At 70.0% G+C, this 16,114-nt stretch carries 15 protein-coding genes; 2 read left to right on the forward strand and 13 right to left on the reverse strand.

Annotated elements, in window-relative coordinates; genetic code table 11:
• Window positions 1-27 precede the first annotated feature (27 nt).
• From F6A08_RS13340 to F6A08_RS13395, 12 genes are all read right to left on the reverse strand, one after another.
• On the reverse strand, window positions 28-978 hold the full coding sequence (locus F6A08_RS13340) for a cell division protein FtsQ/DivIB (RefSeq protein WP_151459660.1): 951 nt from the start codon (window positions 976-978) through the stop codon (window positions 28-30).
• Between the two features lie 3 nt (window positions 979-981).
• Complete coding sequence (gene murC, locus F6A08_RS13345; RefSeq protein ID WP_151459661.1) at window positions 982-2,382, reverse strand: UDP-N-acetylmuramate--L-alanine ligase; 1,401 nt, start codon at window positions 2,380-2,382, stop codon at window positions 982-984.
• Between the two features lie 41 nt (window positions 2,383-2,423).
• Window positions 2,424-3,500 carry a UDP-N-acetylglucosamine--N-acetylmuramyl-(pentapeptide) pyrophosphoryl-undecaprenol N-acetylglucosamine transferase gene (locus tag F6A08_RS13350; RefSeq protein ID WP_017202844.1) on the reverse strand — a complete coding sequence of 359 codons (1,077 nt, stop codon included), beginning with the start codon at window positions 3,498-3,500 and terminating at the stop codon, window positions 2,424-2,426.
• Complete coding sequence (ftsW, locus tag F6A08_RS13355; RefSeq protein WP_017202845.1) at window positions 3,497-4,702, reverse strand: putative lipid II flippase FtsW; 1,206 nt, start codon at window positions 4,700-4,702, stop codon at window positions 3,497-3,499. Before ftsW ends, F6A08_RS13350 begins: the two co-directional genes overlap by 4 nt.
• On the reverse strand, window positions 4,671-6,206 hold the full coding sequence (gene murD / locus F6A08_RS13360; protein WP_124895757.1) for a UDP-N-acetylmuramoyl-L-alanine--D-glutamate ligase: 1,536 nt from the start codon (window positions 6,204-6,206) through the stop codon (window positions 4,671-4,673). The genes ftsW and murD overlap by 32 nt, the downstream gene beginning before the upstream one ends.
• Window positions 6,196-7,302 (reverse strand): phospho-N-acetylmuramoyl-pentapeptide-transferase, encoded by a 1,107-nt coding sequence (mraY, locus tag F6A08_RS13365; protein WP_026049810.1) that lies wholly within the window; start codon window positions 7,300-7,302, stop codon window positions 6,196-6,198. The genes murD and mraY overlap by 11 nt, the downstream gene beginning before the upstream one ends.
• The gene (locus tag F6A08_RS13370; RefSeq protein ID WP_151459662.1) at window positions 7,299-8,711 is read right to left on the reverse strand and encodes a UDP-N-acetylmuramoyl-tripeptide--D-alanyl-D-alanine ligase; all 1,413 of its coding nucleotides are present in this window, start codon (window positions 8,709-8,711) and stop codon (window positions 7,299-7,301) included. The genes mraY and F6A08_RS13370 overlap by 4 nt, the downstream gene beginning before the upstream one ends.
• A gap of 27 nt (window positions 8,712-8,738) precedes the next feature.
• A complete protein-coding gene (locus tag F6A08_RS13375) occupies window positions 8,739-10,508 on the reverse strand; it encodes a peptidoglycan D,D-transpeptidase FtsI family protein (protein ID WP_151459663.1) in 1,770 nt (589 codons plus the stop codon).
• Between the two features lie 26 nt (window positions 10,509-10,534).
• A complete protein-coding gene (gene ftsL, locus F6A08_RS13380; RefSeq protein ID WP_124895761.1) occupies window positions 10,535-11,095 on the reverse strand; it encodes a cell division protein FtsL in 561 nt (186 codons plus the stop codon).
• A complete protein-coding gene (gene rsmH, locus F6A08_RS13385) occupies window positions 11,092-12,030 on the reverse strand; it encodes a 16S rRNA (cytosine(1402)-N(4))-methyltransferase RsmH (RefSeq protein WP_151459664.1) in 939 nt (312 codons plus the stop codon). The genes ftsL and rsmH overlap by 4 nt, the downstream gene beginning before the upstream one ends.
• Before the next feature lie 102 nt (window positions 12,031-12,132).
• Window positions 12,133-12,564, reverse strand: coding sequence for a division/cell wall cluster transcriptional repressor MraZ (gene mraZ, locus F6A08_RS13390; RefSeq protein WP_017202852.1), 432 nt, complete (start codon window positions 12,562-12,564; stop codon window positions 12,133-12,135).
• Window positions 12,565-12,836: 272 nt separating this feature from the next.
• A complete protein-coding gene (locus F6A08_RS13395) occupies window positions 12,837-13,211 on the reverse strand; it encodes a DUF3040 domain-containing protein (protein ID WP_151459665.1) in 375 nt (124 codons plus the stop codon).
• A gap of 97 nt (window positions 13,212-13,308) precedes the next feature.
• On the opposite strand from F6A08_RS13395, the gene F6A08_RS13400 reads away from it, so the two are divergent.
• Window positions 13,309-14,397 (forward strand): polyprenyl synthetase family protein, encoded by a 1,089-nt coding sequence (locus F6A08_RS13400; RefSeq protein ID WP_192576765.1) that lies wholly within the window; start codon window positions 13,309-13,311, stop codon window positions 14,395-14,397.
• Between the two features lie 10 nt (window positions 14,398-14,407).
• Here F6A08_RS13400 and F6A08_RS13405 read toward each other — a convergent pair whose 3' ends face one another.
• Window positions 14,408-14,773: an Rv2175c family DNA-binding protein gene (locus F6A08_RS13405; RefSeq protein WP_017202855.1), complete on the reverse strand. Its 366-nt coding sequence runs from the start codon at window positions 14,771-14,773 to the stop codon at window positions 14,408-14,410.
• Window positions 14,774-14,895: 122 nt separating this feature from the next.
• On the opposite strand from F6A08_RS13405, the gene F6A08_RS13410 reads away from it, so the two are divergent.
• Window positions 14,896-16,104 (forward strand): LysM peptidoglycan-binding domain-containing protein, encoded by a 1,209-nt coding sequence (locus F6A08_RS13410; protein ID WP_225855829.1) that lies wholly within the window; start codon window positions 14,896-14,898, stop codon window positions 16,102-16,104.
• The last annotated feature ends 10 nt before the right edge of the window (window positions 16,105-16,114 follow it).

The raw sequence follows: 16,114 nt of genomic DNA on the forward strand, positions 1-16,114 counted from the left end.
GTGTCGCGCCATTCCCCGCGAAAGCCGTCAGCCGACGACGGCAACGTCGGGGGAGGTCACGTCGATCGACCCCGCATCGGGGTGCGCGATCATCGTCGCGGAGAGGGTCACCGCCTTGAGCGCCGATTCCTCGGCGCTCCCCCAGACCACCGTCATCCCCGTGTTGAGAGTCAGGGTGACGTCGTCCGCCGTGGTCGCCCGGACGCCCGTCAGCGCTCCGCGGACATCGGCGGGGAGCGACCGCACCACCAGCCCCGCCGTGCGGAACGCGGTGGAGTCGACCCCGCCCGGCACATCGATCAGAGGCTGTCCCGCCGGCTGGTCGGCCGTCGTCGAGAGCGCGACACCGGCGGCATCGACCAGCGTGTACCCGGCCTCGGAGCGGATCACCCCGACCGGTGTCCGCTCCACGATGCGCACCGTGAGGTCGTGCGGCGGGCGCGCCTCGAGCGCGTAGGTCTCGATGAGGGGGAACGCCAGCAGCGCGGCCTTCACCTTGCTGGTGTCGACGAGCGCCAGCGGCGTGCCGAGCTGGTCCCCGAGGGCGGCCTCGATCGCGGTCGGGTCGAGCGTGCTGGCTCCGGCCACCGTGATCTTCTGCACCGCGAAGAGAGGGCTGTAGGCCGCGGCGACACTGCCGCCGATCAGCAGGACGATGGCGCCGATGGCGCTCGACCAGATGATGCGCCGGCGTCGGGATCGCTGCGTGAAGCGCCGGATCTCGGCACGCAGCGCCTTGCGCCGCGCTCGCGCTGCACGCCAGACGTCACGCGTGGAGGTCGGCTGCGGCTCCCGGTCGGTGGCGTCGTCGGCGGCTGTGCCCTCGAGCGACGGATCCGCAGCGAGCGAAGCGACGGACCGCGGGGCGTCATCGGCATCCCCGACGTCGCCGCGCACCCGGCGCGCCCTCGTGTCCTGCGCGGCATCCTGCTTCCCCCTGCCCTCCGGGGACGACGGAAGCGGTGCGGGCCGGCGCATCGGCTACGCCCCGTCTGTCCGACGCAGCGACTCGAGGACCTGCGGGATGATCTGATACACGTTGCCGCAGCCCAGGGTCACGACGAAGTCGCCGTCCCTGGCGACTTCTGCGGTGTAGTCGGCCGCCTGCTGCCAGTCCGGCACGTAGTGCACATGGGAGGGGTCGCGGAAGGCGCCGCTCACCAGCTCACCCGTGACTCCGGGCACCGGGTCCTCCCTGGCGCCGTAGACATCGAGCATCACGGTGTGGTCCGCGAACTCCTCGAGCACGTCGGCGAACTCCTGGTACATGTGCTGCGTGCGCGAATAGGTGTGCGGCTGCTGGATCGCGATGACCCGTCCGGTCCCGGCGATGCTGCGCATCGCCTCGAGCGCGGCGCGGACCTCGGTGGGGTGGTGCGAGTAGTCGTCGTACACCGTCACGCCGCGCGCGATCCCGTGCTGCTCGAGGCGTCGGACCGTGCCGGCGAAGCCCTCGACGCCCCGAACGGCGTCGACCAGCGGGTAGCCGAGCGCCCGCAGCACGGCGACGGCCCCTGCGGCGTTGATCGCGTTGTGCACGCCCGGCACAGCGAGCTGCATGCGCACCTGCTCCCCGCCGTGGGTGAGGGTCGCGGCGACCGGCCCGGTCGTGACGATGTCGGTGACGCGCAGGTCAGCGCCCTCGGCCTGACCGAACGTGATCACGTTCGGGTGCGAGAGCCCGGCGCCGACGCGGAGCGCTCCGGCGTCATCGCTGGAGATGACCACCGCCTCGGTCGCGGCGTCGGCGAACCGCACGAACGCGTCGTGGAACGCCTCGTCCGAGCCGTAGTGGTCGAGGTGGTCGGGGTCGACGTTCGTGATCAGCGCGACTGCCGTGTCGTACAGCAGGAACGTGCCGTCCGACTCGTCGGCCTCGACGACGAAGAGATCTCCCGTGCCGGTCCCGCTGGACGTGCCGAGCTGTTCGATGACACCGCCGTTGACGAAGTGCGGGTCGGCGCCGAGCTCGCGCAGGGCCGTGACGATCATCCCCGTCGAGGTGGTCTTTCCGTGCGCACCGGCGACCGAGACGAGACGGCGCGAGCCGATCAGCCAGTGCAGTGCCTGGGAGCGGTGGATCACGTGCAGGCCTCGGGCCTTCGCGGTCACGAACTCCGGGTTCTCCGGCCAGATCGCGCCCGTGTGCACGACGGTGTCGGCGTCGCCGAGGTGGGCGGCGTCGTGTCCCACGTGCACGGTGGCTCCGGCGGCGGCCAGCGCACGCAGGTTGTCGCTGTCTGCGCGATCGCTGCCCGAGACGCGGATCCCCGCGTCGAGGAACATCTTCGCGAGTCCGCTCATGCCGGAACCGCCGATGCCGATGAAGTGCGCGGAGGTGATCGTCTCGGGGATGGGGAGGGAGAGGTCGGGTCTGATCATGTCCGCTTCAGTCTACTTTTCTTCGGTCTCGATCGACCGCGTCAGGCCGTGACGAGCGCGCGGTCGATGAGCGCGATCACGTTCTCGGTTCCGGTGCGGGTGCCGGCGTTCTCCGCGGCGGCCGCCATCCGCGCGATCCGCTCGTCGTCGCCCAGGAGCGGGACCACGATGCGGCGCACCGCGTCGCCATCGAAGGTCGCGTCGTCGAGCAGTTCGGCCGCCCCGGCGGCAACGGCTGAGCTGGCGTTCAGACGCTGCTCGCCGTTGCCGACGGAGTAGGGCACATACAGGGCGGGGATGCCGAGAGCGCTGATCTCGCTCACGGTCGCAGCCCCGGAGCGCGAGACGATCAGGTTCGCGAGGGCGAACGCCAGGTCCATGCGGTCGACGTAGCGGCGCATCGTGTACCCCTCGACGCCAGGGTCGGCGAGATCGCTCCGCTCCCCCGTCACGTGCAGGAGCTGCCAGCCGGCCGCGAGCACGTCCTGCCAGGAGTCGCGGAAGGCGTCGTTGAGTCGCTGAGCACCCAGCGAGCCGCCGAACACGAGCAGCACGGGACGCTCGGCGTCGAGACCGAAGTGCGCCGCGGCCTCGGCGCGCGATGCGGCACGGTCGAGCGCGATCACCTCGCGACGCAGCGGCATGCCGACCACCTCGCCGGACCGGAGCGGGGTGCCGGCGAAAGCCACGCCGACGGCCGACGCCCGCCGAGCGCCCAGCACGTTCGCCAGTCCCGGCTTCGCATTGGCCTCGTGCACCACGAAGGGCACACCCTCGCGACGTGCCGCCACATAGGCGGGAGCCGAGGCATAGCCCCCGAAGCCGACGACCACGTCGACCCCGTGCCGCCGGATGTGCTCTCGCACCTGGGCGACGGCGCGGCGGAATCGCGCGGGGAAGGCGAGGGCCTGGCGGTTCGGCCGTCGCGGGAACGGCACCTTGTCGACGATCAGCAGCTCGTAGCCGCGTTCGGGGACGAGACGGGACTCGAGCCCCTCCGCGGTGCCGAGCACAAGGAGGGTCGCGTCGGCGTCGCGTTCTCGAAGAGCATCCGCGACGGCGAGCAGGGGGTTCACATGGCCGGCGGTGCCACCGCCGGCGAGGAGGTACGAGGTCACCTGGCGACCCTACCCCGCTCGGCTGACTGCTTCTCGGTGACGGGGATCGTCCGTGCGAACGCCAGGAGGACGCCGCACGCGATGAGCACGGCGAGCAGTGCCGTCCCCCCCTGGGACATGAACGGGAGCGGAACACCCATCACCGGGAAGACGCCGATGACGACGCCGATGTTCATGACCGCCTGGCCGACGATCCACACGGTGATTCCGCCGGCGGCGACGCGGATGAAGGGGTCCGGGGTCTTCCGGATGACGTGGAACGCTCCGACCGTGAAGAAGGTGAAGAGGGCGAGCACCACGATGCACCCGATCAGACCGAGCTCTTCGCCGACGATCGCGAAGATGAAGTCGTTGCCCGCTGCGGGGAGCCACCCGTACTTCTCCTGCGAGTTCCCGAGACCGAGCCCGAAGATTCCGCCGGAAGCCATGCCCCAGATGCCGTGGATCGACTGATAGCAGTCGGTGTCGTACAGCGCCATGTTGTCGCACGTCGCGGTGATGCGTCGCATCCGGTCCTCGCTGGACAGCGCGTAGCCCAGCACCGCGATGACGCCGAGGATGAGCGGCAGGATGAACAGCCGCAGCTTGACGCCGGAGAAGAAGAGGCAGCCGAGCAGGATGAGCACCAGCACCATCGCGGTGCCGAGGTCCTTTCCGGCGAGGACGGTGCCGATCGCGAGCGCGCCGACCGGCACGACGGGGATGAAGACGTGGTGCCAGGTGCCGAGCATGGCCTGCTTGCGCAGCAGCACAGCGGCGATCCACAGGGCGAGGGCGAGCTTGAGGAACTCGGAGGGCTGGAGGGTGAAGCCGGCGACCTTGATCCAGTTCCGGTTGCCGCCGTCCTCGATGCCGAGCGGGGTGAACACGAGCAGCTGCAGCGCGACGGCTCCGAACAGGGCGGGCCAGGCCATCTTCTTGAGGAAGGCGACCGGCATGCGGCTGATCAGGAACATCAGCGGGATGCCGAGCAGGGCGAACACGCCCTGGCGCAGCGCACCGTCCATGGGGTTCTCGCCGCGGGCGACGGCGGTGGCGCTCGTGGCGGAGAGCACCATGACGAGCCCGAAGAGTGTGAGCAGCAGGGCGGTCGACGCGATCAGCAGGAACTCGGTCGACACCGGTGTGAACCGGCGCCCGAGCGAGACCCGAGCCGCGAGGCCCCCGGACTCAGAGCGCGGAGGGCGGGACACCTGCGTCATCGGCGCTCCCCCGGTCTATCCAGTTCCGCACCGCCTCGGCGAAGCGATGACCCCGATCCGCGTAGCTGGAGAACTGATCGAAGGATGCCGCCGCCGGGGCCAGCAGAACTGTTCCCTCGTCGTCGACGATCCCCGCCGCGATCTCCACGACACGGTTCATGACCTGTCCAGTGTCGCCAGCATCGACCTCGAACACCGGCACCGCGGGCGCGTGTCGCCGGAATGCCGTCACGACGGCGGCGCGTTCGACGCCGATCACGACGGCGGCGCGCGCGGTGCGTCCGGCATCCGCGACCAGCTCGGCGATGTCGACGCCCTTCAGGTCGCCGCCGACCACCCACACCGCACCGGGGTAGGCGCGCAGCGACGAGGCCGCGGCGTGCGGGTTCGTGGCCTTGGAGTCGTCCACCCAGGTGATGCCGGCATGCCTGGCCACGATCTCGATGCGGTGCGCGTCCAGGTGGAAGGACTGCAGCGCGGTGTGGATCGCCTCCGGCTCGACGCCGAGCGAGCGGGCGAGGGCACTGGCGGCGAGGATGTTCTGCACGATGTGCGGGGCGGCGAGGCCCGCGGCGTCGAGGTCGGCGACGGTCGTGAGCTCGAGAGCGCTCCGCGCGCGGTCGTCCAGGAACGCGCGGTCCACGATCAGTCCCTCGACGACGCCGATGTCGCTCGGGCCGGGGATGCCGAGGTCGAAGCCGATCGCGCGCGCGCCTTCGACGACCTCCGCCTCCTCGACCATCCGCCTTGTCGCCTCATCGGACTTGTTGTAGACGCACGCGACACGGGTGTTCCGGTAGACCAGCGCCTTCGCGTCGCGGTACGCCTGCGCGCTCCCATGCCAGACGAGGTGGTCGTCGGCCAGGTTCAGGCACACGGCCGAGTACGGGGAGAGCTCGCCTTCCGGCTGCGACAGACCGAGATACCAGAGCTGATGACTGGACAGCTCGACGACGAGCACGTCGAAGCCCTCAGGGTCGCGCACGGCATCGAGCACCGGGACGCCGATGTTGCCGCACGGGGCTGCACGCAGTCCTCCCTCGACGAGCAGGGTGGCGGTCAGCTGGGTCGTCGTCGTCTTGCCGTTCGTCCCGGTGATGAGCACCCAGTCCGCCGGTGTCCCGTCAGCCCGCACGACCTTGTCGCGGACGCGCCAGGCGAGTTCCACGTCGCCCCACAGCGCGATCCCGGAGTCCTGCGTCCAGCGGATGATCGGGTGCGAGGGCGAGAACCCCGGAGACGCGATCACCACCTCGGGGTCGAACTCCTGCAGGACAGCCGGCACCTCGGCGAGGGACCCGAGCTCGAGTCGTGCGCCGATCACCGGCAGCAGCCGCTCGTACTCCTGCTCGGCCGATTCGCTCAGCACGAGGACGTCGGCTCCGAGCTCGGTCAGCGTGTCGGCCACCGAGAACCCGGTCATCGACAGCCCGAGCACGGCGACGCGCAGGCCGCGCCAGTCCGCGTTCCAGCTCGTCAGTCCGGCGAGGCGCTCAGCCGACACGGGTCAGCCACTCCACGTAGAAGAGCCCGACGGCGGACACCGCGAGGAGCCCGGCGATGATCCACATGCGCACGACGATCGTGACCTCGGACCAGCCGCGCATCTCGAGGTGGTGGTGGAACGGACTCATCAGGAATAGACGCTTGCCGCGTGTGATCTTGAAGTAGGCGCGCTGCAGGATGACGGAGCCGGAGGACAGCACGAAGACACCCGCGATGACGAGAAGCAGGAGCTCGGTGCGGGTGAGGATCGCCATCGCCGTGATCACACCGCCGATCGCCATCGAGCCCACGTCGCCCATGAAGACCTTCGCCTTGGGCGCGTTCCACCACAGGAAGCCGATGAGGCTGGCGGCGAAGGAGGCAGCGATGATCGCGAGGTTGAACGGGTCGCGGACCTCGTAGCAGCCGCCGATGGCGTCGGTGTCTCCGCCGATGCACGGCTGTTTGAACTGCCAGAACGCGATGAGGCTGTAGGCGCCGACGACGAGGACGCCTGCGCCGGCGGCGAGTCCGTCCAGGCCGTCGGTGAGGTTCACGCTGTTCGACGTCGCGACGCCGATGATCGAGATCCACGCCAGGTACAGGATCCAGCCGAGGATCACGCCGAACGCGAAGAGATTGAGCCAGGTGATGTCCCGGAACAGCGAGATCGAGGCGCTCGCGGGCGTCTGCCCCCACTTGTTCGGGAAGTTCAGCGCGACGATCCCGAACGGGATCACCACGATCAGCTGGCCGATGATCTTGCGCCAGCCGGACAGTCCGAGGCTGCGCTGGCTGCGCACCTTCATGTAGTCGTCGATGAAGCCGACGGCGCCGAAGCCGACCATGAGCCAGATCACGAGGATCGCCGAGAGCGCCGGCACCTGACCGCTGACGAAGACGCCGGTGAAGTAGCCGACGATCGAGCCGACGATGAAGATCACGCCGCCCATGGTCGGGGTGCCGCGCTTCGCCTCATGGCTCGGGTTGTGGACGGACTCCGGGGTGCGGATGACCTGCCCCCAGCCCCACTTCCGGAAGAGCCGGAGGAAGACGGGGGTCAGGAAGAGAGTGAAGGCGAGCGAGATGGCCGCCGCCATGATGAGTGACCTCACGAGAACAATTCTCCCAGACGATCGCCGAGATGCCGCAGGCCCACGGAGTTGGATGACTTCACGAGCACGCGGTCGCCGTCGCGGAGCTCGGTGCGCAGGTACTCGAAGGCCGCGTCCTGGTCGGGCAGATGCACGGCCTCGCTGTTCCAGGAGCCTTCGCCGACCGCAGCCAGGTAGAGCCGCCGCGCCTCAGGGCCGACCACCACGATGCGCTGGATGTTCAGTCGGACGGCGAGCAGGCCGATCCGGTCGTGCTCCTCGCCCGCGCTCTCGCCGAGCTCGTTCATGGCGCCGAGGACGGCGACGGTGCGCTCGTCCGGGCCGGTGATCTGCGCGAGCGTGCGCAGAGCGGCCGCCATCGAGTCGGGGCTGGCGTTGTAGGCGTCGTTGATGATCCGGACCCGGTCGTTGCCCAATGGCTGCATGCGCCACCGCTCCGCGATCTCGACCGTCTCGAGCCGGGCGATCGCGTCCGCGGGAGCGACACCGAGCACGAAGGCGGAGGCGATCGCGGCCAGGGCGTTCGAGACATGGTGTGCGCCGAGGACGCGCAGGCGCAGCGGCAGCCGCTCCCCCACCACCTCGATCACGCAGGAGGTGCCGGACGCGGAGACCTGGATGTCGTGCGCGCGCACGTCGGCGCTGGGGCCCTGGCCGAAGCCGACCACGCGCAGACCGCGCTGCTCGGCCAGCTCCCGCATGGCGGCGACCCGGGCGTCGTCGACGTTGAGCACGGCGGTGCCGGGAACCCGCGCCGCCGCGACGAGCTCGGCCTTCGCCTTCGCGGTCGCCTCGATCCCGCCGAAGCCTCCGGCGTGGGCCATGCCGACCATCAGCACAACCGCGATGTCCGGCTCGACGAGACCGGCGAGGTGCGCGATGCTGCCCGGCGCGGCCGCGCCGAACTCGCTCACCAGGAACCGGGTGCGCTCGGTCACGCGGAGCATCGTGACGGGTGCTCCGACCTCGTTGTTGAAGGACTTGATCGGAGCCACGGTCTCGCCCTCGCCTTCGAGGATGCGCGCGAGGAAGTTCTTGGTCGTGGTCTTGCCGTTCGACCCGGTGATGCCCACGATCCGCAGCTCGCCACCGGCGCGCACGCGGGCGACGACCTCCTTGGCGAGGGCGCCGAGAGCCGCGACGGCGTCGGGGACGACGATCTGGCTGACGGCGACGTCCACGGGGTGCTCGACGATCGCGAGGGCAGCGCCGGCCGCGACGGCCGCGCCGACGAAACGGTGGCCGTCCGTCTCGGCGCCGGGCTTCGCCACGAATATCGAGCCGGGGGTCATGGTGCGGGAGTCGGTGTCGACGATCCCGTCGACCACGGTCTCGGCCGTGTCTTCTCCGGCCACACGCAGATCACCGCCGACGGCGGCGGCGATCTGGGCGAGCGTCAGGGCGATCATGTCATCTCCAGGCGCGGCTCGCGCCGTCTATCCGAACTTGGGAAGGAGCTCGTCCATCGGGACAGTGGACGGCATCACGCGATACGTTTTCATCACCTGCGTCATCGCCTTCTGGAAGGCGGGTGCGGTGGCCGCGGACGATACAACCTTAGTCGGCTCGTCGAGGGTGACCACGACGACGTACTGCGGATCGTCGACCGGAGCGAAGCCCACCATGCTGGTGTAGTACACGCCGGCCTTGTAGCCGCCGTTGACCTCGTCGGCCACCTGAGCGGTTCCGGTCTTGCTGGTCACGCGGTAGCCGGGGACCTGGATCCGATCGGCGTTGCCGCCCTGCACCGCGACGTTCTCGAGCATGCGTGTGAGCTCGGCTGCGGTCTGCTCCTTGATGATCCGCTCGTGCTTCGGGGCGGCCGAGTCGACGACGGTGCCGTCCGCGGCCGTGCACGACTCGACGAGGGAGAGGTCGATCTTCTCGCCGCCGTTCGCGATCGCCTGGTAGGCGCCGGCGAGCTGCGCGGCGGTGACGGTGTAGTACTGGCCGAAGGTCGTCGTGTAGAGCGACTGCGCATCCCAGTCCTTGACCGGGTGCAGGATGCCGCTCACCTCGGACGGGAAGTCCAGGACCTTCTGCCCCACGCCGAAGCGCTCCAGGTAGTCGTAGCGGACGTCGGGGCTCACCATCGTGCCGAACTTCGACAGTGCGACGTTGGACGAGTCGATGAGGCCGCCGGCGAGGGTGTAGTTGTATGCGGGGTGGGTGAAGGCGTCGTTGATGACGGCGCCGTTCGGGAAGGTCTCGCGCGAGGCGGCGCTGACGGTGCTCAGCGGCGTCAGCCCGGCCCCTTCGATCGCGGCGGCGGCGGTGATGGCCTTGAACGTCGAGCCGGGCTCGAAGTCGCGGTGGAAGATCTGGCTGGCCCTGGTCTCCGGCGTCGAGGCATCGAGATCGTTGGGGTCGAGCGCGGGCCACTCGGCGGCGGCGCGGATCTTCCCGGTCTTCACCTCGACCACGGTGACGGTGCCCGCCTTGGCTCCCTGCGCCTGCGCCTCCTCGGCGATCATCTGCTGCAGGTACCAGTTGAGGTCGCTGTTGATCGTGAGCTGCACGGAGCCGCCGTTGACGGCCGGGACGGTCCGTTCGCTGCCGGGGATGACGACGCCGTTGGCACCGGTGCGGTACGACTCCTCGCCGTCGGTCGGCGCGAGGCACTCCTGCCCCATCTGCTCGATGCCGGCCTGCGCCGAGCCGGAGCTGTCCAGGAAGCCGAGGATGTTGCCGGCGACGGCGCCGTTGGGGTACACGCGGGTCTCGCGGGAGTCGAAGTGCAGGTAGGCGAGCTTCAGCTCCTTGAGCGCGATGTACTGATCCGTGCTGAGCGACCGCTTCAGCAGCACGTACTGGCTCTTGGCGTCGACCGCGAGGGCGTCGGCCACCATGGTGCGCACGTCGTCGCCGGTCTGCCCGGTGATCGCCGCGATCTTGTCGGAGGCCTCCGCCCAGGGCAGCTTCGGATCCTTCTCCTCGAGCTGGGTGATCACGAGCGGGCTCAGCTGCGCGTCGTAGACCATCACGCTGGAGGCGAGGACCGACCCTCCCGCGTCGACGATCGCTCCCCGCTGTCCCGGGATCGTGTCTCCGGCTCCGATCTTCGTGAGCGATTGCGAGACGTGCTCGTCGGCGCTGACGACCTGGATGTCCACCAGGCGGACCACGAAGGCCACCAGCACGGACAGGATGACGGCGAGGGCGACGACGGTGCGTCGCCGCGGTCCGCGGGTGGCTCGTGTCGTCATGGGATCTCTCCGTCGGTGGTAAGCGGTCAGTGCGTGGTCGGGCTCGGGAGTCCGTCGGTGATGGCCGGCGGGAGCTCCTGCGTCGGGGGCGGCGTCGTGCCGTCATCGGTGGTGTCCGCGGGCGGCGGCGGATCGACGATCAGGGCGTTGCTGACCGCACCGGCGCCGTCGGGGTTCACCGTCGACGTCCAGTCGGCACCGGCCCCGGTGCCGAACACCGCGCCGTCGCTGAGGCGCAGGTAGGACGGGGCGCCTGCGACGACCATGCCCAGTCCCGCCGCGCTGCTCGCGAGCACCTGCGGGGAGCTGACGCCGGTCAGCTCCTCCTGGAGCGCATGCGTGTGCAGGCTCAGGTCGCGCTGCTGCGAGGAGAGCCCCGCGAGCGTGAACGAGTCCTGCGTGATGGCGAGCGACAGGGCGACCTGCGCGGCCCCGATGGCCAGCGCTCCGCCGAGCGCCACCAGGGCGTAGGCGAGCTTCGGCTTGCGGCGTGTCGACGGACGCTCGACGGGTCGCAGCCTCCGCTCGGGCTCGCGCGCGGGGGCGACCGGCTGCGCCGGCTTGCGGACGACGGCATTCAGGCTCATGCGCTCTCCCGCAGTTTCTCGGCGGCGCGCAGTCGCACCGGGATCGCACGGGGGTTCCGTGCGCGTTCGTCGTCATCGGCCAGTTCCGCTCCCTTGGTGAGGATGCGGAACCGCGGGGCGTGTTCGGGGAGCTCGACCGGGAGACCGGACGGAGCAGTGGAGGCCGCAGCGGCGGCGAACGCCTGCTTGACCAGACGGTCCTCCAGCGACTGGTACGACATCACGACGATGCGACCGCCGACGCCGAGCGCGTCCATCGCCGAGGGGATGGCATCGGCGAGCACGTTGAGCTCGGCGTTCACCTCGATGCGCAGCGCCTGGAACACGCGCTTGGCGGGGTGGCCGGCGCGCTGGGCGGCAGCGGGCGTCGCGGCGATGAGGATCTCGACCAGCTCGCCGGAGCGGGTGATCGGCTGCTTCTGCCGCGCCTCGATGATGAAGCGCGCGTAGCGGCCGGCGAGCTTCTCCTCGCCGTAGCGCTCGAAGATGCGTCGCAGGTTGCCCTCGCTGTACGTGGCGACCACGTCGGCGGCGGTGATGCCCTTCGTCTGGTCCATCCGCATGTCGAGCGGAGCGTCCTTGGAGTAGGCGAATCCTCGGTCCGCCTCGTCGAGCTGGAGAGACGAGACGCCGAGGTCGAAGAGGATGCCGGCCGCGCCCTGCGCGTGCAGGCCGATCTCGTCGTACACGGCGTGGACGAGGGTGATGCGATCGCGGAAGCGGGCGAGCCGCTCCCCCGCGATGCGCAGCGCGTCGGTGTCACGGTCGAGGCCGATCAGCCGGATGTTCGGAAAGCGCTCGAGAAGGGCCTCCGAGTGGCCTCCCATGCCGAGGGTGGCATCGACGAGCACGGCTCCGTCCGCCTGCAGGGCGGGAGCGAGCAGCTCGACGCAGCGGTCGAGCAGGACGGGGGTGTGGATGTCGCGGAGGTTCATGATCTTTCTCGGGGTGACCGTGGGCTCTGATCCCCCTCCGCTTCGCGACCCGGCACCGGGGAAGTGTGTCGGGGCGGGAGCGGCGGGGCATCACAGCCACGGTCAGAAGAGTCCCGGAATCACCTCCTGCTCGAGCTCGGAGTAGGTCTCCTCGCCGGCGGCGAGGTAGGCGTTCCAGCTCTCGGCATCCCAGATCTCGGCATGGGCGCCGACTCCGGTGACGATGAGCTCCTTCTGCAGACCGGCGTATTGACGCAGGTGAGCGGGGATGGTGATGCGGTTCTGACTGTCGGGCATCTCCGCACTCGCACCGGAGAGGAACAGACGCATGAAGTCACGCGCCTGCTTGTTCGCGAGCGGAGCCTGACGGATCCGCTCGTGCATCGCCTCGAACTCGGCCGTGCTGAAGACGTAGAGGCAGCGCTCCTGGCCTCGGGTGACGACGATGCCGCCGCCGAGGTCCTCGCGGAACTTCGCAGGAAGGATGACCCGTCCTTTGTCGTCCAGCTTCGGTGAGTGCGTACCCAGCAACATCGGCCACCACCCCCTCTGCGTCCGGCCAACTCGAGGTGCGCCCCACTTTACTCCACTTTCCTCCACATTCCTACGACGAATCTGACGGATCTGGCTCTCTTCACCGGATCACGCCGCATTGACCCGCGGAATTCCGCGGTGGAGGAAGGTGGAGGGCCAGTGGAGGGCAGGTGGAGGCCCGTGGGGCACGACGAGCGCGGCGGAACGGAGGTTAACGGAAAGAAGCCCGGATGCTCAGCATCCGGGCTTCGGTCGTGAAAGCGTGTGGCGGGTCAGTGCCCGTCCTGGCGGCGGTCCCATCGGTCGTTCATGCGATCGATGAAGGACGCGGACTCGTGCTTCTTCGCCGCGGAGCGCTCGCGGGGTTCGGCGGGCTTGGACCGACGCACGGGGGTGACGGCGACCATCACCCCGGCGAGCATCGCGGCGAAGCCGATGACACCGACGACGATGCCCCACACGCCACCGAGGATGACCCCCGCCACGAGGCCGCCGACGCCGGCGAGCAGCAGGAGCGCCCCGTAGACGAGGTTTCGGTAGCTCAATGCGCGATCACCGGACGGCGCGCTGACGACGTCGGCATCATTGTGAAGGAGATGGCGTTCCATCTCGTCGAGCAGACGCTGCTCCTGTTCGGAGAGTGGCATTTCGTCCCCCTCGGGTATCGTGCCTTCCATTCTACGCGCGCAGAGGCGCTCGGGGCTAGCGGTTCGGCGTCCCCTTGCTTTACGTATGCTGGGAGTCGTGTCGCCCTCCTCCCCCGTCCCCGACGCCGTCGCGGCGCGCCTCACCCGCTTCCTCGGACGGATGCGCGAGGAATCCCACGAGTACGGAACGGATGCCGCCGCCTTCCTCGAGGCCGCGGCCGGCACGCTCGACGGAGGCAAGCGGCTCCGGGCCCGGTTCTGCCATGCCGGCTGGCGCGCTGTCGCCCGATACCGGGATCGCACGGCCACCGAGACCGACGCGCTGTGGGACGTCTGCACCGCGTTGGAGATCTTCCAGTCCGCCGCCCTCGTGCACGACGATCTGATCGACAACTCCGACACGCGTCGCGGTCGCCCCGCCGCGCACCGGGCGCTGGAGGGATCCCACCGCTCCGCCGGCTGGTCCGGAGACCCCGAGGCCTTCGGACGCGCGGCGGCCGTCCTCCTCGGCGACCTGCTCGTCGCCTGGAGCGACGACCTGCTGGAGTCCGCGCTCGACGGACACCCGCACGCCCGGGTCGTGCGGTCAGAATACGCGCGGATGCGCCGGGACGTCACGACGGGCCAGTTCCTCGACATCGCCGAGGAATCCGCGTGGAGCGTCAACGACGGGCAGTCCCACGCCGAGCGGGCGCTGCGCGTCGCCTCCCTCAAATCCGCGCGGTACAGCATCGAGCAGCCGCTGATCCTGGGCGGCTCGCTGAGCGGCGCGGACGACGATCAGCTGTCGGCGCTGCGGCGCTTCGGGCATCCGATCGGCATGGCGTTCCAGCTCCGGGATGACGTGCTCGGCGTGTTCGGCGACGCGGCGGTGACCGGCAAGCCCGCGGGTGACGACCTCCGCGAGGGCAAGCGCACGGTCCTGATCGCCCTCACCAGGCAGAGCCTCGACACCTCGGCGCGCAACCTCCTGGACGAGATGCTCGGAGATCCGGACCTCACGCCGCAGCAGGTGTCGTTCCTGCAGGCCACCATCACCGACTCCGGCGCCCTCGATCGCGTGGAGTCCCTGATCGCCGAGTACGCACGGGAGGCCGACCGCGCCCTGACGGGCGCCCGTCTCGACAACGCCGCGGTCGGAGAGCTGCGCGAGCTCGCGCGCGCAGCGACGGTGCGCTCCGCCTGACGGCCGAGGATCAGGCGAGGGTGCGCGCGATGCGCCTGACCTCGCTCTTGTGCCCGGCGAGGAGCGCCTCGATGGGAGAGCGTCCGAGCGTCTCCTCTTCCTCGAGGAGCCAGTCGATCAGCTCGTCGTCGGAGAAGCCGGCGTCCTGCAGCGCGATCACGGTGCCGCGCAGCGAGCTGAGCGGGTGCCCGTCGACGATGAAGATCGCCGGCACGGCGAAGACGCCGGTGCGACGCGATCCGACCAGGTAGTGCTCGTCGATCAGACGGCGGACACGGCCGAGGGGCACATCCAGCGCCTCGACGAGGTCGGGCATCGTGAGCCACTCGATGGCAGCGGCGGGGGTTCCTGCAACGTTCTCAGACACGTTGCCCACTATCTCACCTCCGCCGGGACGCCGCATGTCGACGCGTTCGTCACATCCGTCACTTCTGTCACTTCTGTTGACTTCTGTTTACACCCGTGTCAGCGTGAAGGGCTGGAAAAAGGAGGCACGCCGTGACCCTGAAGACCGCCGCCCGCCGATCGCGTCACCTGCAGATGGGAGTGCCCGCCGCTGTGCTCGGCGCCCTCGCCGCGTCGTTCACCGCCGCACCGGCGCACGCCGCCTCAGCGCAGGACAGCACCCCGCTCGAGCGCCTGCGCGTCGCCCCGACCCGCGTGCTCCCGGCTCAGGCCGCACCGTCGAACTACGTCGTGGCTCCGGGAGACACGATCTCGTCGATCGCCGGCCGCTTCGGTCTGCGCACGACGGACGTGCTGGCCTGGAACGACTTGTCCTGGCGCTCCGTGATCTACCCGGGCCAGACGCTGAAGCTCCAGTCATCACCCGCACCCGCACCCGCGACCCCGACAGCGGCTCCCGCTCCGGCCGCCGAGGCGAAGACGCACCAGGTCGTCGCCGGGGACACGGTCTACGCGATCGCCCGGAAGTACGGCACGACGGTGGATGCGGTGCTGGCGGCGAACGGTCTCGATCGCGCATCCGTGATCTACCCCGGCCAGACTCTCCGGGTCTCGGGCGCCGCGGCACCGGCCGCCGCACCGGCTGCCGCCGCACCCGCTCCGGCGCCCGCCCCGGCGGCAGCGGCCGCGGACGCGTCGCATGTCGTCGTCGCGGGGGACACGGTGTTCGCCATCGCGAAGAAGTACGGCACCACGACACAGACGCTGTTCGCGCTGAACGGCCTGGGCCCGAGTTCGATCATCTACCCCGGCCAGAAGCTGACCGTGCGCGGGGCCGCGCCCGCGGCGGCACCGGCGCCGACGGCTGCGTCGGGCGGCGGACAACGGACCGCGGCTCTCACACCGGAACAGGCCGCCAACGCCGCGCTCATCATCCGCATCGGCCGGGAGCTCGGCGTCTCGGACCGCGGGATCGCGATCGCCCTCGCGACCGGGATGGTCGAGTCCGATCTGCGCAACCTCGACTGGGGCGACCGTGACTCGCTCGGCATCTTCCAGCAGCGGCCGAGCACGGGGTGGGGAGCGCCGGCCCAGATCATGGACGCCGACCGCAGCACGCGGGTGTTCTACGGCGGCGCGAAGGATCCGAACGGCACCGTGACGCGCGGCCTCCTCGACATCCCCGGGTGGGAGAAGATGGCCTTCACGGACGCGGCCCAAGCGGTGCAGATCTCCGCATATCCCCACAAATACGGGCAATGGGAGACCCAGGCCTTCGCCTGGCTCGCCCTCTACGGTTGACCTCCGCCGA

The organism is Microbacterium algeriense (assembly GCF_008868005.1).
In the GTDB taxonomy this organism is placed as follows: Bacteria; Actinomycetota; Actinomycetes; order Actinomycetales; family Microbacteriaceae; genus Microbacterium; species Microbacterium algeriense.

Excerpts from the sequence above, each read along its gene's own strand:
- F6A08_RS13340 (WP_151459660.1), bottom strand. The coding sequence starts at position 978 with ATGCGCCGGCCCGCACCGCTTCCGTCGTCCCCGGAGGGCAGGGGGAAG.
- murC (WP_151459661.1), bottom strand. The coding sequence starts at position 2,382 with ATGATCAGACCCGACCTCTCCCTCCCCATCCCCGAGACGATCACCTCC.
- ftsW (WP_017202845.1), bottom strand. The coding sequence starts at position 4,702 with ATGACGCAGGTGTCCCGCCCTCCGCGCTCTGAGTCCGGGGGCCTCGCG.
- F6A08_RS13370 (WP_151459662.1), bottom strand. The coding sequence starts at position 8,711 with ATGATCGCCCTGACGCTCGCCCAGATCGCCGCCGCCGTCGGCGGTGAT.
- F6A08_RS13375 (WP_151459663.1), bottom strand. The coding sequence starts at position 10,508 with ATGACGACACGAGCCACCCGCGGACCGCGGCGACGCACCGTCGTCGCC.
- ftsL (WP_124895761.1), bottom strand. The coding sequence starts at position 11,095 with ATGAGCCTGAATGCCGTCGTCCGCAAGCCGGCGCAGCCGGTCGCCCCC.
- rsmH (WP_151459664.1), bottom strand. The coding sequence starts at position 12,030 with ATGAACCTCCGCGACATCCACACCCCCGTCCTGCTCGACCGCTGCGTC.
- mraZ (WP_017202852.1), bottom strand. The coding sequence starts at position 12,564 with ATGTTGCTGGGTACGCACTCACCGAAGCTGGACGACAAAGGACGGGTC.
- F6A08_RS13395 (WP_151459665.1), bottom strand. The coding sequence starts at position 13,211 with ATGCCACTCTCCGAACAGGAGCAGCGTCTGCTCGACGAGATGGAACGC.